Raw genomic sequence first — 25480 nt, forward strand, 5'->3', positions numbered from 1 at the left:
CGATGCGACGCACTCTGCTGCTGACCCTGCTGGGGACTTTGGCGGTTCTGATGGCCGTGGCTGGATTCTTCAGCTATCGCGCCGGCCTACAGGAAGCGGGGGAAATGTTCGATGCCCGGCTGGTGCAGTCCACGCGGGTACTGATGGGCCTGGTAGATGAGCCATTGAGTGACCTGACTGCGTTTCCTGGCGACCCCATTGTGCTGCGTGGTTGGCACGGGCACGCGGAAGGCGTGGGCGACGCGCTGGCGTTCAGCGATGGACATGCCTATGAGAGCAAGCTTGCCTTCCAGGTATGGGACGCGAAGCAGCGCCTGTTGCTCCGCTCGGACAGCGCTCCCACCCGGCCATTGGCTGCATTGGTGGCCGGCTACGCCAGTCCCGTAATCGACGGCGAACAATGGCGTACCTTCACGCTTCAGACCCGTGGGGGCCGATGGTTCCAGTCTGGCGAGCGGTCGGACATCCGCGAAGAGCTGGCCGAAGATATTGCAGGAGGCACCCTGCTGCCGTTGCTGTTGGCGCTGCCACTGATGGCGCTGGTGATCTGGTGGAGCGTCAATTACGTGACCCGCTCGCTGCAGAGCGTCTCGGACCAGATCGGCAGGCGTGATCCCGAGCGCATGTCGCCACTGGACGCGGCTGACGTGCCGCGCGAGGCGCGAGGACTGGTGCAGGCAGTGAACGGTCTGCTTGGGCGACTGAACGAGGCACTGGCGCGTGAGCGGCGGTTTGTAGCCGATGCCGCACACGAGTTGCGCACACCGATCAGTGCGCTGAAAGTGCATGCAGACAACGCACGCATGGCGCCGGACGATGCAGGAAGGGTTCGCGCACAGGAGATGGTCAGCGACTCAGTGGCGCGGCTGGAGCGCCTTGCTTCGCAGCTGCTCACACTCAACCGCGCAGAAGCCGTATCCCGATTGACTTCGGTGCGCCTGAGCCTGGATGGCCTGGTCGGCATGGAGGTGGATGCGCTGCGTCCTATCCTTTCCGTAAATCGACAGTACATCGAACTAAAGCTGGACAGCGCGGAGATCAGGGGTGATGAGGCCGCGCTGAGCGCGCTGGTTCGCAACCTGCTGGAGAACGCCGTGCGCTACACCCCCGTCGGCGGTCGCCTGAATGTCTGCGTGATGCAGGAGGAGGGCAGGGTGTTTCTCATCATTGCCGACAGCGGTCCGGGCATCGCCGAGGAAGAGCGCGATCGCGTCTTTGACCGCTTCTACCGAACGCTGGGGAGCCGGGTGCAGGGCAGCGGGTTGGGGCTGTCCATTGTCAGGGAGGTGGCCGATGCCCACGGCGCGGGTGTGACGCTGGGCACCTCACAGAAACTGGGCGGGCTTGAGGTGAAGGTGAGCTGGCCAGCAGGCTCGGCCTATCAAGGCGCCCCTGACAGCTGATTGCCAGGTGACCGCGCCTGGCAGGGCCCTCAGGTGTACTGCACTGCTGCCATACATGCTGCGGCATGCGCCAAAAAACCGACATTTGGGTGTCCTGCGTTGCTTTGATATTCTCAGGCATGCCACCTCGCTCCAGCATGTGATGCTGTCCAACGGCTGAACTGCCATTGCCGGGCATGGGCGGATTCAGGGAAGTGGAAGGGGCGTCGGAGGAGGCACTGGTGATGACGGGTCGCGCGTTAGACGCTGGGCGTGGTGCTCTGAAATTCAGAGGCGTGCTCGCCGCGAGAAGGTGTCCGCCATACTGTCACTCGCGGGCATCTCGTGCATCTGCCTGGGCCTGGCCTGGACATCCTGTTACCTGTATTTCGGACGGGCCGAGCTATCCATTGTATTTGTCGGCTTGATCGCCGTAGGTTTCCTCGCGCTTCTCCGAAGCAAGCGCAGTGACGGTGCGTCCATTCTGATCGTCGCCCACGGAGTGCTGGCAGCTGTCTGTGCGATCGCGGCCATTGATGCGCCCATCGCAGGCGTGCCACGCTCGGTTCACCTGTTCCTTCTGCCCTTGGCCGCAGGTGCTGCTTTTACATTCGAAGCGCGCGAACGCTATGGCTCCCTGGTGTTTCCGTTGCTTTGCCTGGCAATGTTTGCAGCGTTTGCGCTGGGGGCACTCGATCGAATTGCGCCAGGCATCTCACCGCCAGTAGAGGTTCGCCACTGGGGCGCGCGTTTCAACACGGCGATATCCATGGTGCTTCTGGCGGCGATCTTCGGCATCCACCGACTGGATATCGGCAAGCGCCTACGCCTGGAGCGTGAGCTCGGACGTGCAGTGCGCAACGGTGAGATAGAGGTTCACTACCAGCCACAGGTGCATGTCGACGCCGACGTGATCGGCGTTGAAGCACTGGTTCGCTGGCGGCATCCGTCGGCGGGCATGCTATCGCCAGACTCGTTCATTCCGCTGGCCGAAGAAAGCGCATTGATCAACGAAATAGGGCTGGAGGTGCTTCGGCAGGGCTGCGAGCTGCTCGCTGGATGGGCCGGTCATGTCCATACGCGTGGCATGCGGGTGGCCGTAAACATCAGTCCGGTTCAACTCTTGGATGAGGCGTTCGTACCCTCGGTAGCCAAGTTGGTCAACCAAAGCGGAATCAACCCAGCCTTATTGGAACTGGAACTCACCGAATCCGCACTATCCACCGATACGGCAGAGATGATCGACCGAATGCTTGATCTTGAGGCACTTGGCGTGACCTGGGCACTGGATGATTTCGGCACGGGCTATTCGTCCCTGTCCACGTTGCGGACCCTACCCATTCGCAAGCTGAAGATCGACAGGCAGTTCGTGCAGGAGGTCACCACCCATGAGAGTGCGCAACGCCTTCTGGGCAAGATTGTTGAGATATCCCAGGTCATGGACATGAACGCGCTGGCGGAAGGGGTCGAGACGGTGGAGCAACGCGACCTGTTGATCACGCTGGGCTGCGAGTATTTTCAGGGCTATTTCTTCGCGCAACCGATGCCGCTGCCCATGCTTTACGCATGGCTGGAGGAGCGTCGCAGCATGGCTTTATCGCGCCGCATCGGCGAGCGTGAGCGGTCACTGACGGCTGGCACCACCATCTCAGGCGGGAGCGATACTAGCCGCCGCAACGTGCGTTGACCTGCCGTTGACAGCAAAGCGACAGACTGCACAAGAGCAGAAGGCGCCTGGGGACATCATGGATACGGGTGGGGGACGCGATGCCATTCTTCACTGATTCGGACGAGGTTGCGGTTGAGGGCATGGGGGCTGCCCGCCGGATTGGATGGATGCGCTTCGTAGGCGCCTCGCTGGCTGCACTCCCCATTGCATCGGTGGGCCTGGAGCGCGGCATGGGCAGGCTGGCATTCGTGTTTCTTCTGGTCAACGCGCTGGTCTGGCCGGCCATTGCACAGCTGCTGACAAGGCGCGCCACCCGGCCCGCCGTCGTGCAGTTCCGGTGCATGGTCGTCGACTCGCTGTTGGGCGGGGCATGGATCGCCTTCATGGCCGTCAGCGCGGTGCCCAGCGCGCTCTTCGCCGCGCTGCTAGTGGCAGACAAGATCGCGGCCGGCGGTGCACGGCTGGCGCTGAAGGCCACGGCTGCGCTTCTGCTCGGTTTCCTTGCTGCATGGCTTGCCATGGGCACGCCCTGGCAGCCGGCCACTTCTTCCCGAACATTCCTGCTCAGCCTTCCGTTCCTGTTTGTCTACGGGATCGGATTGAGTGCACTGAGTTGGCGTCTTGCGCGCCGGGTCAGGTCACAGAACCGGCAGTTGCAGCGACTCAGCCGAATGGACCCACTGGTGGAACTGGCCAATCGCGGTTACCTCATGCACCGCGCCCAGCAGATGATCGAAGCGGGGCGCGCCCTGGGCCGGACGGATTGCCTGCTGATGCTGGACGTGGACGATTTCAAGCGCATCAACGATACCTTGGGCCATCGCACCGGCGATGAAGCACTGCGTCGTATCGCTGCGGTCCTGCGCAGCGTGTCACGCCCCGGCGACACACCGGGGCGCCTGGGCGGAGATGAGTTCGCGCTGCTGCTCGCCGGGCAGACGCCGGCTGAGGCCATGCTGCTGGCAGAGAAGATCAGGAGCCTGCTCCACGTTGATACGGGCAGTGATGCCGCAATGCTGGACCTGAGCGTGAGCATCGGCATTGCTGCCTCGCCCCCGACGACCAGTGCCGAAGAGTGGCTCGCAAGAGCGGACCAGGCCCTGTATGACGCCAAGCGACACGGCAAAAACACGGCGAGCTGCGGCACAGATTGCTGAGCAAACCTAACGCATCGTGGTCGACGTCAATCGCTGACGTCATGATCGTTGCCGACGTCTGACGATAAGGTCGCCTCGTTCGCCGGGAACACTTTCCACTCCTGATGACACGGAACTGCGCTGCGTCGGCCATCGGCCGACGCGCTCTTCACAACATGCAACGTTACACTGGCGCGCTTTCGCATGTAGAACACAGAGGCAGACAGCCCGATCGTGAGAGCAATTTCCTCTATTGCCATCGCCTTGCTCGCCAGCGTTTCCTTACCCACAGAGGCATCCGAACCTGGTCGGAACGGCGACTCCTACTTCGAGCCTGGTGGTGCGGTAAGGTTCAATTACGGCTGGCTCGACTACGGGCCGACCAGCCGCCTTCAGCTTGAACTGATGCGTGCAGACCTTGACGCTGGAACCGGACCGTTTTTCTTCTCCGCCCAATACCGCTGGTACGATGGCTTCGACGCCGTGCATCACGCCTACGCGGGCTGGCAGTTCTCCGATGCTACCCAGTTGAAAGCAGGTATCCAGCAAATTCCGTTCGGGCTGCTCCCCACCGTTTCGCAGAGTTTCTGGTTTGGCTCCGGCTACTACCTGGGCATCGAGGATGATTACGATCCTGGCCTTGTGATGATTCACCGCAGCGGCAGCACAACCTGGCATCTTGGCTGGTTTTCCGGAGACGAGTACGGGTCCGGGGCTCGCTACGATCGCTACTCCTTTGATGTCGCGCAGACCGAGGCGTTGCCGTATCGCGAGCGGCAACGACTGCATGCACGCGTGGAGAACGCGCGCAACTGGGGCGGCGGCGAACTGCTGCTGGGCGCATCAGCGTTTGCTGGCAAGGTGCAGAATTCTCAGACACGGCATCACTACGGTCATCAGGGCGCTGCCCTTCATGCACAGTGGCAGCGCGATGGTTGGACCGCGCAGCTGCAGTGGGCGCGGTACCGTTATGACGTACCCGGAGATCGCATCGCGATGTCGGCGTTCCAATCCCCCTTCGAAATTGCAGCGCAGGCGGATGTGCCAAGCGCCAACATCGCCTATTCGTTCGGCCAGAAGGGCTGGATGGATGACATCACCTGCTATAACAACCTGAGCATGACCCGCCCGGTCGGGCACCGCGCGGGCCTACGTGATTCGTGGCAGAACGTGACCGGCTGCAGCCTGCAGAAAGGCATCATGCTTACCTATGTCGACTGGATCGCTGGCCGCAACATGTGGTTTGCCGGCGGTGATGGTATCGGCATCGACGAAGGAGGCCCTTCCCGCTGGCATTCACGTCTGAATTTCAACATCGGCTTCTACTTCTGATCGGCCTCGCGCAAGCCGGAGGCTATTTCACCCAATAGCACGGAGGTATCCATGCAGAGCACGGCTCCGTAACATCCCCCCGTTCGCCAGCGGATGCTTCCGCAGGTGTTCATTCCCACGGCAGCCATCGTCATCGCGCTGCTGGCGCTTGCTGCCATCGCGCCCGATACGGCCACGCGGTGGTTCACCGCGGCCAAATCATGGGCTGCCAATGATGCAGGGTGGTTCACCATCCTTGCAGTAGCCGGCTTCCTGGTCTTCGTCGTCGGCGTCGCCATCAGCAGTTACGGCCGCATCAAGCTCGGCCCTGACCACAGTACGCCGGACTACAGCTACGGCTCCTGGTTCGCCATGTTGTTCGCTGCTGGCATGGGCATCGGTCTGATGTTCTTCGGCGTTGCCGAGCCCATCATGCACTACGCCACGCCGCCGGTCGGTTCGCCCGAGTCGGCCGCCGCTGCCCGCCAGGCCACGCGCATCACCTTCTTCCACTGGGGCATCCACGCATGGGCGATCTACGCGGTGGTAGCGCTGTCCCTGGCGGACTTTGCCTACCGGCACAATCTCCCTCTGCGTGTACGGTCCGCGCTGTATCCGCTCATCGGTGACCGTATCCACGGCCCGTTGGGACATACCGTAGACACGTTTGCCGCGCTGGGTACCATCTTCGGCCTGGCCACCTCGCTGGGGCTGGGCGTCATGCAGGTCAACGCCGGCCTGAACTACCTGTTCGGCCTGGAGGTCAGTACGCTCGCTCAGGTTGGCTTGATCACCGTCATCACACTGGTGGCCACTGGCTCGGTCGTGGCTGGCCTGGACAGCGGCGTACGCAGGTTGTCCGAGCTCAACATGATCCTGGCGGCGGCGCTGCTGGCCTTCGTGCTGGTCTGTGGACCCAGCGTGCACCTGATGCAGGCACTGGTGCAGAACACCGGCATGTACGTTTCCCAGCTGTTCTCGATGACCTTCAACCTTTATGCGTACGAACCCACGGGTTGGCTGGGTGGCTGGACGCTGTTCTACTGGGGCTGGTGGATTGCCTGGTCGCCCTTCGTAGGCACGTTCATCGCGCGCATCTCACGTGGACGCACCGTCCGTGAGTTCGTGGTGGGGGTGTTGCTTGTGCCGCTTGGCTTCACATTCCTGTGGATAACCATCTACGGCAACACCGCGTTGCACCTGCTACGGGCAGAGGGCGTCCAGCAGTTGGTGCAGGCGGTCTCAACCGACAGCTCGATGGCGCTCTTCGAGTTCCTGGAGCACCTGCCGCTGACCATGCTGACCTCTTCGCTGGCGGTCATCCTGGTTGCGCTGTTCTTCGTAACCTCATCGAGCAGCGCGTCATTCCTGCATTGGAAGAGGTTGCGGCTGAGCTGCGCAAGCAGGATTTGCCGGTCCAGGTCTCCAAGAGGGAGGATGGTCGTGCGTGGCTGCAGGTTGGGCATGGCGAGGAGATGGACTTCTTCTACTCCGTGCGGCCCCAGCCCTATGAGCCGCCGACGTTCGCCCTGCAGGATCCCCGTCGACCGGTCAGCGAGGGTACCCGCCATTACCGCGCGGAGGTCTATCTGCGGGTGGGCGGGCAGGACTACGACGTCACGGGGTGGACCAAGGTTCAGCTCATCCACGATGTGCTCGATCAGTCGAGCGCCACCGTCAGTTCCTGGACAAGGTGCGCTCGTAGAATCCGTACACAGATGCCGCCCGGAGGAGCGGCATCTGCCTTGGGCCGGGCGTAACCGTGCGTTGACATGGCCTCGGCGCCCGCCCGTGCTATTGATGGTCGAACTGCCCAGGACGTAGCCCGTGCTCACCAGATTGAGGCTTGCAGCGAGCACAGTTACCAAGCGGATGTGGTTCCGCTCGACCCTGTATGGCGCCTTGGGCATCATCACGGCGTTGGCCGGTGCGTTCCTGAAGTTCCTCATTCCCTCCGGCCTTGCTGCACGGATCGGCGCCGATTCCGTCGGTAACATTCTTGGCATACTTGCCGCGTCGATGCTGACGGTCACCACCTTCTCGCTGTCCACCATGGTCTCGGCCTACGGGTCCGCGTCGAGCAGCGCCACCCCGCGCGCGGCCCGCCTGCTGATCGAAGACACCCGGGCCCAAGGTGCGCTGGCCACCTTCATTGGTGCCTTTCTGTTCTCGATCGTGGGCCTGATCGCGCTCAGCACCGGCATCTACGGAGACAGCGGCCGGCTTGTGCTGTTCGGGGCAACCATCGCGGTCATCATCGTCATCACAGTGACGTTGCTCAGGGCTGCCGAGCAGTTCTCACGCTTTGGCCGCGTTGGCGAAACCATCGATCTGGTGGAGCGGGCGACCAAAGCGGCAATGAAGCGCCGCGCCGCGGAGCCTCGGCTCGGCGGAGCCAGTGCGGTCCCGGTAGGGGAGGGGGCGATACTGCTGGTTGGCGGTCAGGTAGCCTACGTTGAACATGTCGACGTCGCCCGGATCGACGACATTGCACAGGAACATGATCTGCGCGTTCATCTGCTCTGCCAGCCGGGTACGTTCGCGACCCCAGCCCGTCCCTTGATAGCCAGCGAAGGGAGCCCGCTTGCGGAAGTGCAGAGTGAAGTGATCTCAGCCATTTCCTTCAGTGACGCGCGCTCCATCGAGAATGACCCACGATTCGGGCTGGTCGTGCTTGCGGAAATTGCCCAGCGAGCCATGTCACCTGCGGTGAACGACCCTGGCACCTGCATCGACGTCATCGGGACCTGTGTCAGGCTGCTCTGTGCATGGTCCAGCCACACTGGTGAAGCGACAAGAGTTGCATCACAGACGCATGCCCGCATCGCACTGGAGCGCGGCCTATTGGCCATGGATTTCGAAGCTGATCGCAAGGCGCTTCGAGTCGTCGCATCTTGTTTGACTCTGGAAGATGTGGACCAACGTTCGTAGTATCTTCCTATCAATTCCTTTGAAGCGCTGCGCTGGCTATCAGTGCTCGGCTGTGGTCTAGATCATAGCCGGCCAGCTCACCTTCCACAGCATGTATGCGGCAGTAATGAAGATCAGTATTGCAAATATCGTGTTCAGAGCTCCACGATAGTTGGCGAGCTTCGTCGAAGTTGCTGCACCCGCAACACCGCCAGCCATGCCGGCAACGACGAAAACTGCCGCGAGCTTCCAGTTGATCAGACCTGCATGCGCGTAGTTAAGTGCGGTGGTCATGCCAAATGCGGCGACGGCGACGAGCGAGCTTCCGACGGCGGCGATGATCGGCATTCCCGTCGCGGCCACCAGTGCGGGCACGATGAGGAAACCTCCACCAATGCCAAAGAAGCCGGAAAGCCCGCCGGCGGTGGCGCCCAGTCCAATCAGAGCTGGCGCGTTGCGTCTGCCGAGCCGAGCATCTGCGAGTCCAGGCGAGTTGCGCCTGCGAAGCATGGCGATGCCGACAACAACCATGACCACAGCAAACAGTGCCAGCAGTCTCTTGCCGTCGAACGCCTTGCCCAAGCTGGAACCGAGGTATGCGCCCGCGATCCCCACCAAGGCGAAGACCGAGGCACAGGGCCAACGAACATTCCCTCTACGGGCATGCATCACCAGATTCGACACCGCATTAACCGCCACTGCCAGGGCGCTGGTGCCGATTGCCACATGCGGATTGTCCACTCCGACCACGTAGAGCATCAGTGGTACCGCCAGGATGGATCCGCCTCCGCCGACCACCCCCAGGACGAAGCCGGCCAGGATGCCAGACAGGCCGCCCAGCACCCACTGCAGCAGAGATAGCGTTTCCATATGTCAGTCGCCGGACGCCGGTCCTTGCTGCAGCCGTGTTGCGATGGAGGAAAGGTCATAGCCCGCGTCCGAAGCAACAGACAGGACGTGGGCAAACGACGCTCCATTGTGAACGACTTCCGACAGCGCCCAAAGCATCGCAGCACGGGTGCCGGTTCTGCAGTACGCGGCAACAGGGCGTGGCAGCGCGTCGATCAAATTGGCAAAGGTATGCACCTCATCATCGGTAATGACGCCAGGCACTACAGGAAGATAGGCAAACTGCATGCCCGCCTGGTGGCAGGCAGCTTGCAGCGCATGGTGGCTGGGCTGCTCCGGCTGTTCGTCGTCGGGCCGGTTGCAAATCACGCTGGCAAAGCCCAGCTCCTTCAGGGCTTCAATATCCTCCGGCAGGAGCTGACCGGACACCTTGAGGCTGGCAGAGAGTGGCTTGAGGTTCATGGTTGTCCCGTAGTTGCAGTGGGGCGATGAATGAGTCCATGCAGGAGCACACCAGCGATCATTGCCGTGGCGAAGATGATCGCGAAGGGCTGGCCGGTTCCCAGCAACGCGATGGCCGGGCCGGGACACACTCCGGCCAGTCCCCAACCCAGGCCGAATACCGCCGCACCGATGACCAGGCGCCGATCGATGATGCGAAGGGTGGGAATGTGCAGCGACGCGGCAAGCAGTGGTGTTCCTCGGGCGCGTATCCACAGGTAGGCTGCGCCGGAAGGAATCAGAGCGCCTAGCATGACCAGCGCCAAGGAGGGGTCCCAGGCGTCGCTCACATCAAGGAAAGCAAGCACGCGGGCTGGGTTGGCCATATCGGATACGACCAGGCCCAATCCGAAGAGTGCGCCGCACAGGAACGCGGCAAGACGGATCATGCCGGGCCTCCGGTCGCAATCTGTACCAGGGTCGCCGTGGCCATGCCCACGAGCATGAACACGCAGGTCGCCACCACCGAACGCGGCGATGCCCGGCCTAGTCCGCAGACACCGTGCCCACTGGTACAGCCAGCGCCAAGGCGAGTTCCGTAACCCACCAGCAGTCCGGCAATCACCAATACCACTGCTCCGTTTGCGGAGAGCGGCGGCAGGGGTATGGGCCTGGCCGCCATTGCCAAGCCTGACGCCAGGGCAAGTCCGGCCAGGAAGAGGGCAGCACTGCTGCGTCCGCCGTCACCCGGCATGCCCAGTGTCCTGGCAAGCAGACCCGAGATGCCAGCAACGCGCCCGAGAAGGAGTAGATAGGCTCCGGCCGCTGTTCCGATCATGGCACCGCCAGCGAGCGGCCAATACCAAGCCAGATGAGAGAGCGTCATAGCAGGTCCACCGGCAGCTTGAGGTAGCGCACGCCGTTCTCTTCGGGTTCGGGCAGATGGCCGGCGCACATGTTGACCTGCACTGACGGCAGGATCAGCCGTGGCATCGGAAGCGTGGCATCACGAGCCTCCCGCAGTTCCACGAACATGGCTTCACTCACGCCCTCGTGCACATGCAGGTTGGTTGTCCTTTCGGCACCGATGGTTGTTTCCCATGCGAAATGGTCCCGGCCGGTGGCTTTGTAGTCATGGCACAGGAATACGCGGGCGGCGTCGGGCAGGGACAGCAGGCGCTGGATCGAGCGATACAACTGGCGCGCCGAGCCACCTGGAAAGTCGCATCGGGCGGTGCCGTAGTCCGGCATGAACAGCGTGTCTCCAGGAAACACGGCGTCGCCGATCACGTACGCCAGACAAGCGGGGGTATGGCCTGGCACATGCAGCGACATCGCCTGCAGATTACCGATGCGGAAGGAGGCACCGTCAGCGAACAGGCGATCGAACTGGCTGCCATCCCGCTTGAACGCAGTACCGGCATTGAACACCTTGCCGAAGGTTTCCTGGACTGCGGTGATGTGTTCGCCAATAGCCAGCGCGCCTCCCACCTGCTCCTGCAGCCATGGAGCCGCGGACAGGTGGTCGGCATGCGCGTGGGTTTCCAGCAACCATTGCACCTGCAGGCGCTCGGCACGTACGTAGTCCACCAACGCCGATGCGGAGGACGTGGACGTGCGGCCTGCGGCCATGTCGAAGTCCAGGACACTGTCGATGATGGCGCACGCTGAAGACGTTGGATCGCGTACGACGTGGCTGGCAGTGAACGTAGCAGGATCAAAGAACGTCTTCACGGAAGGCGAGGGAAACAGGCCGGCACGCGCATCGCTGACCAGGCGCACAGCCTGATCCAGGGGGGCGTCTACCGCTACGGATGGAATCATGACTGGCTCCAGGAGGCTTCGTGGCCTGAGAATTACATAGTTACGTAATATGTGCAACTATTGAAACATGCTAGATTGCACGGCTTACCCATGGTGTTCGCATCACATCAGCCGCCCAAGTTGCCATTGCCTGTGACCAGCCCCCCATTCAGCCCGTCTGACCTAGCCACGATGAAGGAGCGCGTGCCCGAAGTGGCCGAGTTGCTGCGCTTCATGGCCACCCCCTCGCGCCTGTTGCTGCTATGCCAGCTCGCGCAAGGTGAAATGACGGTGGGCGGACTGGAGGAAGCCACCGGCATTCGACAGCCGGCGCTCTCCCAGCAACTGGCCGAACTCCGTCAGCGAAAGCTTGTAGCGACCCGACGGGAATCACGGTCGATCATCTACCGCATGGCAGACCCGCGCGTTGCAGCATTGCTGGGCGCGATGCATGGGATCTTCTGTGCGGACGATACATCAACGTGAAGTGCCCTAGGACGTCCGAGAAGGGACAGGCTAGAGTCATTGACCAGGGAGGGGGCTTAGGCCATTGCCGTAGCGCTCCCAAACTCATTGACCGTATCGAGCTCAAGGTCAGCCGTGGTCTGGGATGTTAATCAGGCATGGGGTGGCTGTCGGCTAATGGCCGAAAGCGGCCTCCAGATTGCCCTAAGGAGGCCGCGGTTCCTCTAGATACTCTCCCCTTAGGCCTCTGTTTGCTCCGCCAGTTCCAATGCGTCTTCAACCTCAATCCCTAAGTACCTCACAGTGCTCTCAAGTTCGGTGTGGCCCAGCAGGATCTGAACTGCGCGGAGATTCTTGGTGCGGCGATATATCAGCGATGCCTTGGTCCGTCGCATGCTGTGGGTACCGTAGCTGTTGCGGTCGAGTCCAATAGCTGTAACCCACGAGCCCACAATGCGTGCGTACTGTCGCGTTGAGAGGTGGCCATCCCTCAGTCCAGGGAACAAGTAAGATGCCGACTACAGGTACTCAAGTGGTTTCGAGAAGGCCAGAGAATCGTGCTCACGCAGGCCCACTTCCATGAGATGGTTCTAAGGCTGAGAGATTTCCCCGCGGGACTGCTTACCCCGACCTACAATCCGTTTCCAAGCATCGCCGGCAAAGGGGAGGGCGGTTAATGAGGTGCCTCAATCTAGTGGCCTTTGCTCTACTTTTGCTGTCTTACGGCGCCGCTGCCCAGCAATTACGCTCGGCCGTGGGGACGCAGCCGCCGCCCGGATACACAGCTACGACACCTAAGGCTAGCAATCCCGGCGCCGAGCCGCTCAAATGCCAGCAGCATGCGGATCCACGCATCCGGCTGTACTGCACAGACATTGAACGTTCGCTTATCCAAAGTGAAGCTCGGCGCCAAGGCATACCGACGCCATCGAGCGAGATTGTCCGCATGCCTGCCTATGGCAGCGCTCTGAGCAACGGCTGGGAACAACTACGAAATGCCAAGGGTGAGTGGCTGCGTTGTCGGGAGTAGCGATGCGGGGTGTAGGGGCGGCGCCCCTACGTATGCGCCGTGCTCGGACTTTTAGCTGGCGCCCCGTTACGCTCAAGCCGCATTTGTGCTGCGCCGGTCAAGCGTACGCGCTATGGCTTCTGCTGCGGCGCCAGGAACTAAGCTCGCTGAAATTTGATATGGGAGTACATCCACGATCCGAGGTTCCGATGCGATTGCCGGATCTGCACGCAGCGGCAGCTAGCTACATCAGCTCTTTTGAGGCATGGGTTGCGAACCTAGCACGACTACAATCGCTGGTTCCTCGCTCCAACAGACAGTCGATGCTGTGTGACCCGTTCAGCTATTCCTCGCACTGGGCGCTGCACCAACCCGGTACAACTTGGAGTTGCCCGACGCATCTGCGCTTAGACGTACGGAAGGATATCGGCCTCTGTGACAAGGGTCGTGTTCAAAGGGAAGAGTACGATCTAGTCAGGGCTATGGGGCGGCGCAGCGAACGGCTTCTGGAAAAGCTCCTTAGGTCAAAGCGAAGGCGCTGGGCCGCTGCTCCGGACATCCCTCTGTGAAGACGTCGCAGGCACTCGAAACTAAAGCATCGGTCCTTGCATGACAACGACCTCGTCGGACGCACCCGTCGCGCACCATTGCGACAGCACCTATCGGCTATTGCGATCGTGCTTGTGCCAGCACCCTGATCTCGATCGTCTGGAGTAGCGTAGGAATGCCGACGCGCTTCAAGCTCAATTCGACTACGAATTGGAGTTTGCTCAGCGTTTCATCGATTTCGCTGCGGCGACTACGCTTCGTCTCCTACCGAAGCCCCTTGTCGCGCCTGGATCGGCCGAAGCGTTCGACTTATCATGCCACCGATTCGCAAGCCGGTTTCGGCCAGGCTCCGTTCCTCGTCTTATCGATAAGCGTGCGTTATCAGGGGTAGGGCGCGAGCCGCCTTCTTAACTGGGGAAGGAGCTCAGCCCCAGTCGTCCTGGGATGGCCCATCCGAGGAAATGGCAAGCGTCGGAATGCAACCACGTATGGTGGATATGCGATTTCCTCCCCAAGGCTTTGACTCCTGCGCCGAGGCTGGCCAATGCAGAACAGGCTTGAAAACTAATTGTTGCCATCTAGCGCGGCCACTACTGCCTTGGCTGTCACCTTGGCTGATTGCGGATTCTGCCCCGTTACAAGTCTTCCATCGACTACAACTTTTGGCACGAACGGAAGAACTGCCTTTTCGTAGAGTGCACCTCTACAAGACATTTCTTGCTGGGCGTTGTAAGGCATCTCCTTGGAAACACCCGCCAGGATTTCCTCTGTCCAGGAAAACCCGGTGATTCGCCGCCCCTTGACGAGGAGTTCGCCCCCGCTGAGCCGGGTGTTGAGAAGGCCGCAGTATCCATGACAGACCGCCGAAACAATGCCGCCTCGTTCATAGATGATGCGAGTGATCTCTTGGAGTGGATACGACTCTGGGAAGTCCCACATCACCGCGTGCCCGCCGGTGAAGTAGATTGCATCGAAGATCGTTGGATCCACCTGGGCAGGGCTGAGGGTGCTATCCAGAAGGGACATCTGATCGGGACGCTCCAACCAGTTTCGAGCTGAACGATCCAGTAGAGGCCACTTGAGTGCGCGGGGCTCCAGTGGCGAAAGGCCGCCCTGAGGGCTCACCAGAACTTGTTCGTAGCCGTGGTGAGCAAACACGTCGTAGGCGTGCGTCAGTTCCGACAACCAAAGCCCTGTCCTATGCGCAGGGTTCTCAAAGTGGGAGACATTTGTAACGACGTTCAGTACTCGCTTGGTCATCGCTCATCCTCGAAGCGCGCCAGCCATCATGTCGGTTGCAGGCACTAGAAGTGCAATGTCGCATGCAGTGACTGGAAGGGACGGATTGGGCAGGTGCACCCCTCAAGCGGACAGCCGTGCGTACACGGCTGTCACGTATGCAACCTGACTGCACGGGTGTGCGACACCCCAGCTTTTCAGCTATTCACGAAATCAAGGAGGTCCTGGTTGACCTGATCGGCATGCGTGGTCGGAATGCCATGCGGTGCGCCCTTGTAGGTGTTGAGCTTTCCGTTCTTCACCAGCTTGGCAGACAGCAGCCCGGAGTCGGCATACGGCACAACCTGGTCGTCATCCCCGTGGATTACCAGTACGGGGATCGTGATTCCCTTCAGGTCCTCAGTGAAATCGGTCTGCGAGAATGCGACGATGCCATCGTAGTGCGCCTTGGCCCCGCCCATCATCCCTTGCCTCCACCAGTTCCAGATCACGGCATCAGAGGGTTCGGCGCCAGGGCGGTTGTACCCGTAGAACGGCCCTGCAGGGACGTCGTAGTAGAACTTTGCACGGTTGGCGGCGAGCTGAGCCTGGAAGTCGTCGAAGACTTCCTTGGGAGTGCCTTCGGGATTTCCAGCAGTCTTGACCATCAGCGGGGGGACGGCACTGATCAGGACCGCCTTGGACACTTTGTCTTCCCCATGACGGGCAATGTAGCGGACCACCTCTCCGCCACCTGTTGAGTGGCCGACATGCGTGGCACCTTGAACGCCAAGGTGGGTCACTACGGCTGCCACATCATCTGCATAGTGGTCCATGTCGTGTCCATCCCATACCTGCGTGGATCGACCATGCCCCCGCCGATCATGGGCCACCACACGGAATCCCTTGTTCACGAAGAACAGCATCTGCGCGTCCCAGTCATCGCTGGTCAGAGGCCAGCCATGATGAAAGTAGATGACCTTGCCGTTCTTCGGGCCCCAGTCTTTGTAGTAGATTTCGACGCCGTCGCTTGTCGTTACGTAGCTCATCTCGCTCTCCAAGATAGGTATGACTGTCAGTTCGCGAGTGAAACCCCGCGAACTGGGCGATGGCCGGCCATGGGCTGCCCGTCCGCACCGCAAACGCTGCCACGCTGGCGGTCAAATGAGTGTATGTTTAAAGCTGACTTTAAGGTCAAGGGGGCGAAAGTGAAGATCGGAGAATTGGCCAAGGCTACGGGCCTCAGCACTTCGCGCATTCGGTTCTACGAGGCAGAGGGGCTTATCGGCATTGCCCCTCGGGGCAACAATGGCTACCGCGTTTACTCGCCTGAGACCGCCGGCGTGCTGCAGATCATCGATAGCGCGCAGCGCGCTGGATTCTCGTTGGATCAGATCCGGCAGTTCCTGCCGGCTGGCCAGGCAAAGTGGGACCACGAGGGCTTGGTCGAATCACTGACCGCAAGAGTAGGGGAGATTCGACAATTGATCCGGCAGCTCCGGCAGAGCGAGGCACGCCTGATCAGCATCATCGACGGTGTCAGTCAGCGTCCCGACGGCATCTCGTGTACCGATAACATGGCAAGGCTGATGAAGCTCCTTGACGCTCATCCAGCGCCGCATGCATCAGATTCTGCTCATCGCGTGAGAGCTGCCCGCAAGCCCAAATCGACCTGATGACACGCCAGTAGCGCAACCTGGCGCTAAGCCCTCATTACGCGAGCGGCGTGGAACGGCCTGGACGCGGGCGAAGTCGACCCAAAAGAGAGGAGAGGTGGGAGGGGTTGACCTTAAAGTTAACTTCAATCCTATGCTCAAGGGCACCCCCTCCGCCTTCAGGGCAATAGACATGAGAACCGCATCGCTAGCTCCCATCCTTGGCGCCGGCCTGCTGGCTGCCGCAGCATTTGCTCAAGCAGCCGAGACGACACTAATCAAGATTGGCGATCACGATGTTCCCGTGGTGAAGGGGGGATTGTATGACCGCTATCGATCCAACCCACCGCTGTCGGTCATTGCCGCGGAGGCGCCTGACACCGACCTCAGCTGGTTCAAGGGCATCACCAAGGAAAAAGTGAACATTGGGTTTGAGAGCTGGTCTCCCAACTTCTATTACGAGAACCGCCGCATCACTGTCATCTTCACCGCAGATCTGAACAGGCTACGTGAGCTGATGCCGCCGAAGGTCCTGGAGAAGGTCCAGCCCCTGCAAGTGTGGCCCGGACGTGGCGTGGTCGCGCTGACCGCCTATTCCTATCAGTACTGCGACAACGATAGCTATAACGAGATTGGGCTGTCCGTCGTCACCAGCAAGCCCGGCTCTACCAGCTGGGGACCGCTCTCCCTAATGGGTCAATCCTTTTCAGATGACTTCTGGGGCTATGTACTTAAATTGCCGGTCGACACCGAACTGGCGCGTGTCCGTGGCGTTGTTGGCTACAACTTGCCCAAGTGGTTGACGCGAATCGACTACAACGAAAGCGACAAGGACGTTGTCGTCAAGATTTTCGACAGCCAGACCCAGGCGCTGGATGTAACCCTGGAAACGCGCAAGCTCGATGTTGGCTCCAGCAAAGAGACCTTCGTGACAAACTACTTCACGAATCTTGACCAGCAAGGAAATCTCCAGACCGGGCACACCACTGCGCGCCAGTTGGGCCAAGCCAGTACGTCCAGCCGCGATGCCGTCAAGCTCACGCTGACCGATGGCAGCCTGTCAGGCTTCATCTCGTCATTGAAGCTGGGAAAGATGCTCAAGTATGAGTACGTGCCCGACTTCCAAGCCGTCCTGTACGCACCCAAGCCTCTCGCCAAGGAGTGATCGCCGTGACGCTCGCTCAAGGAAGTACTGAAATGGTTGACGTATTGAGTCGACAGCGCTCTGCCTTCCTGCAAGATGGTCCGCCAAGCCTTTCCTTGCGTGAGGCACGGCTTCAACGACTACGCGCTGCAGTGCTGCGACATCGTGAGGCACTGAAGGATGCAGTCAGTGCAGACTTCGGCAATCGCTCAAGGCATGAAACCGACCTGATGGAGTTGGCCTGCATCATCCAGGCCATCGACTACCTGCTCAGAAACCTTCGCCGCTTCATGAAGCGTGAACGCCGCCACGTGCAGTTTGCCTACCGCTCTGGTCGCGCCTATGTTGAATACCAACCACTGGGAGTTGTAGGGGTAATGGCGCCGTGGAATTACCCTCTGTCTCTTACGCTCGTGCCACTGGCCACTGCATTGGCTGCGGGCAATCGCGCCATGCTCAAGCCCTCGGAGCTCACGCCACGAGCCAGTCAGGCGCTGCACGATGTGCTCGCTGAAGCTTTCGCAGAAGATGAGGTCGCCGTGATACTAGGTGGGCCCGAAGTCGGGGCCGAGTTCAGCGCACTGCCATTTGACTACCTCTTATTCACTGGCAGCACGCAGGTTGGGCGCAAGGTCATGCGCGCTGCCAGCGACAACCTGGTCCCCGTGACCCTGGAGTTGGGCGGAAAGAGCCCAGCAGTCATCGCGCGTGGTCACGTCAACGATCGCGCGATACGAAGCCTGGTGTTCGGGAAGCTCTCCAATGCCGGTCAGACCTGCGTGGCACCGGACTATGCTCTGGTCCATGAAAGCGATCTGCAAACATTCATCGATCAATACACCAACACGGTCAGGCGCTTCTACCCCAACGGGCTGGACAGTTCCGATTACACGACGATCATCAACACGCGTCACTACCAGCGCCTGAGCGGACTGATCAATGACGCGCGCAATCGGGGGGCGCAGGTACTTGAGATCGGCCAATGCCCTGACGACGTAGCGGTACGCGAGCGCATCCTGGCACCAACGCTGGTCATCAACCCCGACGACGAGGCGTTGCTCATGCAGGAGGAGATCTTTGGGCCGGTCCTGCCTGTGCGAACCTATACCACCCTTGATGAAGCCATCGGCTATGTAAATGCTCGACCGCGGCCGCTCGCGCTCTACTACTTCGGCAACGAGGATCAAGGCTGTGCCCAAGTGCTGGCGCGCACGACTTCGGGCAATGTGGGCATTAACAACACCCTGCTGCACGTGGCACAAGACGACTTGCCCTTTGGTGGCGTCGGTGCGAGCGGCATGGGCGCCTATCATGGTGTCGAAGGCTTCCGCTCCATGAGCCAAGCCAAGGGCGTGTTTGTGCAGGGGCGTTGGAATCTGCCGGGGCTGCTACATGCCCCCTTCGGCAAGATCGCCGAATTGGGCATCGCCTTTACCCTTGGGAAGAGCAGGGCGCCTTCTCCGTGAAGTAGAAGAACTACACCTGGTATTCACAGACGGGACTCGCAGCTGGAGGCATCGCGACCTAGCCGGACAAAAGTCCGCCAGGTGGCGTCCAGCGGTTCTGCGCCGGCCGTCGAGCATGCTACTGAGGGGAGAAGTCCTTTCGAATTAGCTCCAAGCCTTGGCTGTAGGTCGTGACTTGGAACTCCGGGAACCTTCGCTTGAATTTCGTGGAGTCGAAGATATTGTCCTGTTCGTAGCGCGGCAGCAGTTCCTGGATCTCCCGCACGGGTTTGGAGAAAAGTCCGGCAGCCGCCAGCATCCACCTGCTGATGACTCCGTAGGACGGCTCGCGCCCCCAAACTTGGCTGGCCATTGTGACGAAGTCTTTGTAGGTGGGGCGGTCGTCACAACACGGCAGATGCCATGTCTGGCCAAAAGCATCAGAAGTGTTACCCAGGACAGCAAGAGCGCGACTCGCATCAGGCGTCCAGATCAGGGTACGCAGGGTGTCATCGCGCACCGGTACGCGCGGCTTCTTTCCAGCTTGGAGCTTGTCGATGATCAGTGCGTTGGTAAAGCTCTGCGTCCTGCCGGGGCCATAGAACTCAGGGGCGCGACCGATCAATACAGGGATCGCACCGCGAGCCATTTCTTCCAGCACCATTGAGGCCATAGCTGCGCGCACGACGCCTTTGCGACCTACTGGCGCGAAGGGCGCGTCCTCAGTCAGCAGTCGCGCGTCCTGCGGGTACATGTACGTGTTGTCGAAGTAGGCAAAACTGGCGCCCTCCGCACGGCAGGCATCCAGTGCGTTCTTCAGCATCGTCGGGAACTGCGTCTCCCACATTCTCGTGTCCGGCGGCAAGCCCGCCGTGAAGTAGACGATGCTGCTGCCCTTGACAGCTTTCAGCGTTTGCTCGGCGTCCAGCAAATTGGCTGGCATCAGAGCATCCGTGTCGTTCACCTTACGGGGGTTGCGGCTCACCAGCCTCAGCTCACCGGTGTAGGTGTGCCGGAGTTCCCGGGCAAGTTCGGTGGCGATCTGGCCATTGGCCCCGAGGATCGTCTGCATTGTTAAGGCTTCCTCAAAACTGCACTTGATAGCGCGACGGCACAAGGCTAACCTTGAAGCAATGTTTAATGTCGAATACCGTTATCAATTGGTGCAGGCCTAACATGAAAATTGGAGAACTGGCCCAGCGCACGGGCTTGGCGCCATCCCGAATCCGTTTCTACGAACGCATCGGCTTGCTAACGGCAGTGGAGCGGCAGGACAACGGCTATCGGAGCTACCCCGAGGATGCGGTACTCGCACTCAGGCTCATCGCCACCGGACAGCAAGCAGGGTTTAGCCTGGATGAGCTGCGCGTACTGCTTCCGAGCGACCTCGCAAGTTGGGAGCACGGCACGTTGCTCGGAACACTACAGCGAAAGATCAAGGACATCGAGAAACTGCAGGCCCAACTCACGGAGAACAAGGCGCACTTGCTGGAACTGATTGCGCAGATCGATGCCAAACCACAGGATATGGATTGCGCAACCAACGCCCGGCACGTTCTGTCGAGGACCCAATTGGTGGACGTCGGGAAAGCGCCGGCCACGAAACGAATTCGGCGTTAGTCCGTAAGGCCTCGCTTCATCACAAGATGCGGGCTTCTGAAGACGAAGCAGGCTGCGCAAGGGCAGGGGATGCACTGAATCCGGCGAAGCGCAACTGCCGGCCTGAGTCGAACATCCCCGCCTTAATCCGCTGTTGCAAGCCAGCGCCATCTCCTGATTCACACTCCACGGGGTCATGAGCATCTGAAGCCCTGAGGCCTTCAGCAACGGCATGACCACATGCGTAGAAGAAGGCTAGGGGGCAGTGAGGCTTGCAACGAGCACTCCGATTACTGGCTTACGAGGACAACCTTGCCGATGTGCTCTGCGCTATCGATCAACCTATGCGCATCAGCAGCTTTGTCCAGCGGGAACGTGCTGTAGACTTCAGGCTTCACACGCCCTTCGGCAATCAGCGGCCAAACATTCTGCTTCAGCTCGGAAAGGATGCCTTGCTTGTCCTCATGGGTCCGCGAGCGCAGGGTCGAGCCAGAGTGAGTCAGCCGCTTGGCCAGCATGGGCCACAGGTTGAGTTCCTTGGCTGGACCCTTCAGCACGCTGACCTGGAGAATCCTACCGTTCATGGCCGCCGCTTCGTAGTTTCTGGCCACATAGTCGCCGCCGATGATGTCCACAATCACATCAACTCCAGCGCCATCTGTCGCATCCTTTACCGCGGCAACGAAGTCATCTTCGAGGTAATTCACGGCGACATCCGCTCCCAGGCGCAGGCTAGCCTCCTGATGCGCCTTCGATGCGACGGTTGTAATGATCGTAGATGCGCCCAACTGGCGGGCGAGCATGGTTGCGCTCGTTCCGATACCAGAAGCGCCGCCGTGGATCAGAACCGATTCACCGGCCTTGAACTGCCCACGCTGGAACAGATTGAGCCACACTGTCATGAACGTCTCGGGTAGCGCAGCGGCTTCAATCATGCTTAGACCTTCTGGGATGCTGATTGTTACGCGCTCGTCAGCCACCGCGTACTGAGCATAGCCGCCACCGGTTAGCAACGCCGCAACGCGATCTCCCACTGCGTGATCTATGACATTGGCGCCCACAGCTACCACTTCACCCGCAATCTCCAATCCTGGGATGTCGGATGCGCCGGGAGGCGGGTTGTAGAGTCCCCTGCGCTGCAGGATGTCAGGGCCATTCACACCAGCAGCTTCCACCCTGATGAGGACTTCATTTGCCTTCGGCGAAGGGATAGGGCGGGTTGTCGGGCTCAGTACTTCGGGGCCGCCAGGTTGAGTGATCTCAATAGCGACCATCTCAATGGAATGATCGCGGCCTTGAATCGGGGTGTTCATCGCATGCTCCTTAGAGTGGCGTGCTGTCTGGCGGATATCCGCTCAGCAGGTCTGCGCGTTAGGACTCGGATGCGGCAGATCCGAGCGTTAAGGCAACTCTAAGATTGAAGCTTTGTTTAAGGTCAATAGCCTGCTGTGCGGAGCGTTCAGCTAAGGTCGTGCTGACTGCCCTGACATGGCATCGCCCCTTTGGGGCCGATGGATGTCTACCGGGCTAGGGTTGCTGTCTGCTTCTAACCGATAGCGGACATCGCTGGGATAGACGACTAGCGCGCGATATCGCGGTAAGCGACGCACCCGGCTTTAACTGGGGCGATCCTCGCCCAGGACCTCCCTGGCAGGCGTGTGGAGACAGGGCAGGGGAAGTCCCCACTGCAATCTTTTGCATTGCTGAGGCAAGGCAATCGCCTTCAGGGCATGCCCCTGAAAGATGCAGGGCTGGCTCCTTGATGGGCAACCCATTGTTCGCCGCCTCCCTGTCGCAGCGCTGGCGCTGTTGCTCTCCAGACCAATGTGCTGCAGGCCCTTCCAGTCGGCACTATTTTGTTGCGGAGATCTGCACCATTGGTCGCCTTCGCTGAAGCACCTATGGTGACACATGGGCTTGGTGGAGCTGGATGCTAGTGCGAACGATTTGCATTTGGTATTATTTAACGCGAAATTAACGCCGCCGCAGCTGCCGCCTAGGGCGCACTTCCTACCGTAGGCCTCCAAATGAACAAGATCGCCACTACATCCCGCGCCCCGATGCGCTCACTGTTGTCCGTGTCCGTTGTCCTGTTGCTAGCCATCCCGCTGGCCGGCCATGCGGAAACGCTACCCCCGGCAGCACCCGATGGCAGCGCCACGACGCTGGATGCGGTGCGCGTCAACGCCTATCGCACGACCACCCACACCTCCGGCGCTACGAAGACCGACACTCCGGTTGCGGAGATGGCCAAGTCGGTCTCGGTCATTGCCCGCGAGGAGCTCGATGCCCGCGGTGTGCAGAACCTCAACGAGGCGATGCGCTACGTGGCCGGCGTGGTTCTGGAGAGCGGCGGCATCGACAATCGCGTCGATGACTTCCGCATCCGCGGCTTCGATGCCGGCAGCTGGAGCAACAACGTCACCGTCGACGGCATGCGTGCGCCGCAGGGTGGCCAGTGGAACCGGACCATGGTGGACAGCTGGAACCTGGACCGTGTCGAGGTGCTGAAGGGGCCGTCGGCCGTGATGTATGGTCAGGTGGCTCCGGGCGGCATGGTCAATCAGGTCAGCAAGACACCAACACCTGATCAGCAGCAGGTGCTGCAGCTGGGTCTGGATGGGAACGGCCAGTACAGCAGCGCATTCGACCTGGGGATGGCATCGGATGACAAGCGCCACCTTGGGCGCTTGGTTGGCCTGTATCGCGACGGTGACACACAGATCAAGCACACCCAGCAGCAGCATTGGTTCCTGGCCCCCAGCTACACCTTCCAGATAGCCGAGCGCACGCGACTGACGGTGCTTGGCCTCTATCAGCGCGATGACGGCGGCTCGACCTACCAGTTCCTGCCGATGGACGGAACGCTCAAGGCCACCCCCTATGGGCGCATGAAGAACACGACCTTCATTGGCGAACCGAACTGGAACACCTACGACCGAACCATCTGGACGGCTGGCTGGCTGTTTGAGCATGCCTTCAACGAGAACTGGACCCTGAGCCAGGGCGCTCGCCGCACCAACGTGGAATCGACCTTCCGCACCGTGGTGACCAATGGCGGCCTGAACCCGGACGGACGCACCCAGAAGCGGCGCGCCACGTGGGGCGAGGGAGACTCTCAGGGCGACACCATCGACACCCGCGTTACCGGCAAGTTCCAGACCGGCTCGGCCGAGCACACCCTGCTGGTGGGCGTGGACTGGCAGAAGGCCGATTGGGATGCGGCGCGCGGTGCCATGCGTGATCCGGCGCCGATCGACATCTTCAATCCGGTCTACACCGGCTATGTTCCGGTGACCAACAGCATCAGCTACTCGGGGGGCGTCAACCGCCAGACGGGTGCCTACCTGCAGGATCAGATCGCGCTGGACAAGTGGCGCTTCACCGTGGGTGGTCGTTACGACTGGACCAAGGACGACACCTGGACGCAGTCGTACACCGTGGCTACGGATCGCTACGGCGCACGCGCGCCGAGCCGCATCAAGAACGAAGCCTTCAGCGGCAACGCTGGCATCCTGTTCGTGGCTGACAACGGCCTGACGCCATACCTGAGCTATGCCGAGTCGTTCCAGCCCGCAGGCAGCACGGCTACCCAATCGTTCGACCGGACACCCTTCGATCCGATCACCGGCAAGCAGTGGGAAGTGGGCGTGAAGTATCAGCCGTCTGGATTCGATGGCCTGATCACGCTTTCAGCCTACGATCTGCGCCAGCAGAACATCCTGACCAACGATCCGGATCCCAGCCACAACACCTGCGGCACGACCGGCTCCAGCCAGTGCCAAGTCCAGGATGGCGAAGGCCGCGTACGTGGCGTAGAGCTGGAAGGCCGCATCACCCCACTCGATGGCTTCAGCGTGATCGGCGCCGCATCGTGGATGGACTCGGAAGTCACCAAGAGCAACAACGGCTATCAAGGCAAGCAGCTGGCGATGGTTCCGGACTGGACCGCTGCGCTGTGGGGTGACTACACCTTCCAGGGCGGGGCACTCGCAGGCCTGAGCCTTGCCGCAGGCGTCCGCTACAACGGTGAAAGCTACGGTGACAGCGCCAACGTCTACCTGATTCCGTCCTACACGATGTGGGATGCAGCTATCCGTTATGACGTCGGTGCGATCGGGAGTGTGGGCACGCAGTTCGCACTGAACGTCAGCAACCTGACCGACAAGCGATTCGTGACCACGTGCAGCGGTGTCTCCTCGTGCTTCTTCGGCACGGGACGCACCGTCACGGCCACCGCCCGGTTCACCTGGTAACCCTTTCCGCCCCGTGACCGGCCAGCCAGGTCACGGGGCTTTCCCATGAGACTTCCAGAATGTCAGTCGTGATGGCGGTACTGGCCTCAGCCACGGGTGTGCTTGGGGCATGGCTGTTCTATCTGGCGTCGCCGAAACAGCAGTGGCGGCGCGCCGGACCTTGGCCTGTCCGTGGAAAATGGATTCCCGGCAGCACCTTGTCGCTGGTCTCGCTGGCGTTGTTCCTGTCCTTGATGGGCAGTGGCGCCGCCTTCTTCACCTGGCTGACGATCCTGATGCTGGTCTGGTCGGCCGCGCCCTTCCTGGGTGTCTGGCGCGCACGACAGCGTGGAGGTGCCCATGGCCAGCCCTGACAAGCTGCAGAGCCGGCACTGGTTCGGAAAGACCTGCGCCGGCGTGTTCCTGGGCTTCGGGCTCTCCCTGGCCTTGTCCGGCCTGTTCGCGTGGTTCGGGCCCGGCGGCATCGATGGCGGCGGTGGCAAGGCCCAGTTCAACATGTGGCTGGTCGCGCTGCTGTGGGCCCCGATCCTGTCATTTGTTTTCCTTTTTCGTAGCAGCGCAAGCGCTTGGCTATGGCTCGGTGCTGCCAACGTGGTTGCCTTTGGCGCGCTCTGGCTGGCACGCAGCCATCTGGGCTGA

23 protein-coding genes and 1 pseudogene are annotated in these 25480 nt (G+C 60.9%); 14 read left to right on the top strand and 10 right to left on the bottom strand.

Annotated features, from left to right (window positions below; genetic code table 11):
* Positions 1-14 precede the first annotated feature (14 nt).
* The 6 genes from Q0P60_RS08305 (at position 15) to Q0P60_RS08330 (ending at position 8429) form a co-directional block, all read left to right on the top strand.
* Entirely contained in the window at positions 15-1403 is a 1389-nt protein-coding gene (locus Q0P60_RS08305; RefSeq protein WP_294991346.1) for an ATP-binding protein, read from the top strand.
* 292 nt (positions 1404-1695) lie between these two features.
* Positions 1696-3069, top strand: coding sequence for an EAL domain-containing protein (locus Q0P60_RS08310; protein WP_294990943.1), 1374 nt, complete (start codon positions 1696-1698; stop codon positions 3067-3069).
* 149 nt (positions 3070-3218) lie between these two features.
* Complete coding sequence (locus tag Q0P60_RS08315; RefSeq protein ID WP_294990946.1) at positions 3219-4208, top strand: sensor domain-containing diguanylate cyclase; 990 nt, start codon at positions 3219-3221, stop codon at positions 4206-4208.
* Positions 4209-4421: 213 nt separating this feature from the next.
* On the top strand, positions 4422-5519 hold the full coding sequence (locus Q0P60_RS08320) for a hypothetical protein (protein ID WP_294990949.1): 1098 nt from the start codon (positions 4422-4424) through the stop codon (positions 5517-5519).
* A 105-nt stretch (positions 5520-5624) separates the two neighbouring features.
* On the top strand, positions 5625-7322 hold the full coding sequence (locus Q0P60_RS08325) for a BCCT family transporter (protein ID WP_294990952.1): 1698 nt from the start codon (positions 5625-5627) through the stop codon (positions 7320-7322).
* A gap of 3 nt (positions 7323-7325) precedes the next feature.
* On the top strand, positions 7326-8429 hold the full coding sequence (locus tag Q0P60_RS08330; RefSeq protein WP_294990954.1) for a DUF2254 family protein: 1104 nt from the start codon (positions 7326-7328) through the stop codon (positions 8427-8429).
* A gap of 57 nt (positions 8430-8486) precedes the next feature.
* Here Q0P60_RS08330 and Q0P60_RS08335 read toward each other — a convergent pair whose 3' ends face one another.
* The 5 genes from Q0P60_RS08335 to Q0P60_RS08355 are packed head-to-tail and all read right to left on the bottom strand — an operon-like array spanning position 8487 to position 11522.
* Positions 8487-9263 carry a sulfite exporter TauE/SafE family protein gene (locus Q0P60_RS08335; protein ID WP_294991351.1) on the bottom strand — a complete coding sequence of 259 codons (777 nt, stop codon included), beginning with the start codon at positions 9261-9263 and terminating at the stop codon, positions 8487-8489.
* Between the two features lie 18 nt (positions 9264-9281).
* Positions 9282-9719 carry a TIGR01244 family sulfur transferase gene (locus tag Q0P60_RS08340; protein WP_294990957.1) on the bottom strand — a complete coding sequence of 146 codons (438 nt, stop codon included), beginning with the start codon at positions 9717-9719 and terminating at the stop codon, positions 9282-9284.
* Complete coding sequence (locus Q0P60_RS08345; RefSeq protein ID WP_294990960.1) at positions 9716-10147, bottom strand: DUF6691 family protein; 432 nt, start codon at positions 10145-10147, stop codon at positions 9716-9718. The genes Q0P60_RS08340 and Q0P60_RS08345 overlap by 4 nt, the downstream gene beginning before the upstream one ends.
* Positions 10144-10584: a YeeE/YedE family protein gene (locus Q0P60_RS08350; protein ID WP_294990963.1), complete on the bottom strand. Its 441-nt coding sequence runs from the start codon at positions 10582-10584 to the stop codon at positions 10144-10146. Before Q0P60_RS08350 ends, Q0P60_RS08345 begins: the two co-directional genes overlap by 4 nt.
* On the bottom strand, positions 10581-11522 hold the full coding sequence (locus Q0P60_RS08355; protein ID WP_294991354.1) for an MBL fold metallo-hydrolase: 942 nt from the start codon (positions 11520-11522) through the stop codon (positions 10581-10583). The genes Q0P60_RS08350 and Q0P60_RS08355 overlap by 4 nt, the downstream gene beginning before the upstream one ends.
* Positions 11523-11693: 171 nt before the next feature.
* On the opposite strand from Q0P60_RS08355, the gene Q0P60_RS08360 reads away from it, so the two are divergent.
* Positions 11694-11987 (top strand): metalloregulator ArsR/SmtB family transcription factor, encoded by a 294-nt coding sequence (locus Q0P60_RS08360; protein WP_188218411.1) that lies wholly within the window; start codon positions 11694-11696, stop codon positions 11985-11987.
* A 218-nt stretch (positions 11988-12205) separates the two neighbouring features.
* Here the strand turns inward: Q0P60_RS08360 and Q0P60_RS08365 are convergent.
* The 3 genes and pseudogenes from Q0P60_RS08365 to Q0P60_RS08375 form a co-directional block, all read right to left on the bottom strand.
* Positions 12206-12478: pseudogene (locus Q0P60_RS08365) on the bottom strand (tyrosine-type recombinase/integrase); the annotation flags it as partial.
* Positions 12479-14088: 1610 nt separating this feature from the next.
* A complete protein-coding gene (locus tag Q0P60_RS08370) occupies positions 14089-14784 on the bottom strand; it encodes a type 1 glutamine amidotransferase domain-containing protein (RefSeq protein ID WP_294990970.1) in 696 nt (231 codons plus the stop codon).
* A gap of 176 nt (positions 14785-14960) precedes the next feature.
* Complete coding sequence (locus Q0P60_RS08375; RefSeq protein WP_294990972.1) at positions 14961-15791, bottom strand: alpha/beta hydrolase; 831 nt, start codon at positions 15789-15791, stop codon at positions 14961-14963.
* Between the two features lie 123 nt (positions 15792-15914).
* On the opposite strand from Q0P60_RS08375, the gene Q0P60_RS08380 reads away from it, so the two are divergent.
* The 3 genes from Q0P60_RS08380 (at position 15915) to Q0P60_RS08390 (ending at position 19007) form a co-directional block, all read left to right on the top strand.
* Positions 15915-16418, top strand: a complete 504-nt coding sequence (locus tag Q0P60_RS08380) for a MerR family transcriptional regulator (RefSeq protein ID WP_217992684.1) — start codon at positions 15915-15917, stop codon at positions 16416-16418.
* 172 nt (positions 16419-16590) lie between these two features.
* Entirely contained in the window at positions 16591-17562 is a 972-nt protein-coding gene (locus Q0P60_RS08385) for a hypothetical protein (protein ID WP_294990977.1), read from the top strand.
* A 32-nt stretch (positions 17563-17594) separates the two neighbouring features.
* Positions 17595-19007: a coniferyl aldehyde dehydrogenase gene (locus tag Q0P60_RS08390; protein WP_294990980.1), complete on the top strand. Its 1413-nt coding sequence runs from the start codon at positions 17595-17597 to the stop codon at positions 19005-19007.
* A 118-nt stretch (positions 19008-19125) separates the two neighbouring features.
* On the opposite strand, the gene Q0P60_RS08395 is transcribed toward Q0P60_RS08390, so the two are convergent.
* A complete protein-coding gene (locus Q0P60_RS08395) occupies positions 19126-20058 on the bottom strand; it encodes an SDR family oxidoreductase (protein ID WP_294990983.1) in 933 nt (310 codons plus the stop codon).
* Between the two features lie 104 nt (positions 20059-20162).
* On the opposite strand from Q0P60_RS08395, the gene Q0P60_RS08400 reads away from it, so the two are divergent.
* Positions 20163-20606 carry a MerR family transcriptional regulator gene (locus Q0P60_RS08400; RefSeq protein ID WP_097047822.1) on the top strand — a complete coding sequence of 148 codons (444 nt, stop codon included), beginning with the start codon at positions 20163-20165 and terminating at the stop codon, positions 20604-20606.
* A gap of 269 nt (positions 20607-20875) precedes the next feature.
* Here the strand turns inward: Q0P60_RS08400 and Q0P60_RS08405 are convergent, their stop codons facing one another.
* Positions 20876-21898 carry an NAD(P)H-quinone oxidoreductase gene (locus Q0P60_RS08405; protein ID WP_294990990.1) on the bottom strand — a complete coding sequence of 341 codons (1023 nt, stop codon included), beginning with the start codon at positions 21896-21898 and terminating at the stop codon, positions 20876-20878.
* Between the two features lie 714 nt (positions 21899-22612).
* Here Q0P60_RS08405 and Q0P60_RS08410 point away from each other — a divergent pair.
* From Q0P60_RS08410 to Q0P60_RS08420, 3 genes are read left to right on the top strand one after another with little or no spacing between them, the layout of a single operon-like run.
* Complete coding sequence (locus tag Q0P60_RS08410) at positions 22613-24841, top strand: TonB-dependent siderophore receptor (RefSeq protein ID WP_294990993.1); 2229 nt, start codon at positions 22613-22615, stop codon at positions 24839-24841.
* Between the two features lie 59 nt (positions 24842-24900).
* Positions 24901-25194 carry a hypothetical protein gene (locus Q0P60_RS08415; RefSeq protein ID WP_294990996.1) on the top strand — a complete coding sequence of 98 codons (294 nt, stop codon included), beginning with the start codon at positions 24901-24903 and terminating at the stop codon, positions 25192-25194.
* Entirely contained in the window at positions 25181-25480 is a 300-nt protein-coding gene (locus tag Q0P60_RS08420; protein WP_294990999.1) for a hypothetical protein, read from the top strand. The genes Q0P60_RS08415 and Q0P60_RS08420 overlap by 14 nt, the downstream gene beginning before the upstream one ends.

Origin of the sequence: uncultured Stenotrophomonas sp., assembly GCF_945952405.1 — a bacterium.
GTDB lineage: Bacteria > Pseudomonadota > Gammaproteobacteria > Xanthomonadales > Xanthomonadaceae > Stenotrophomonas.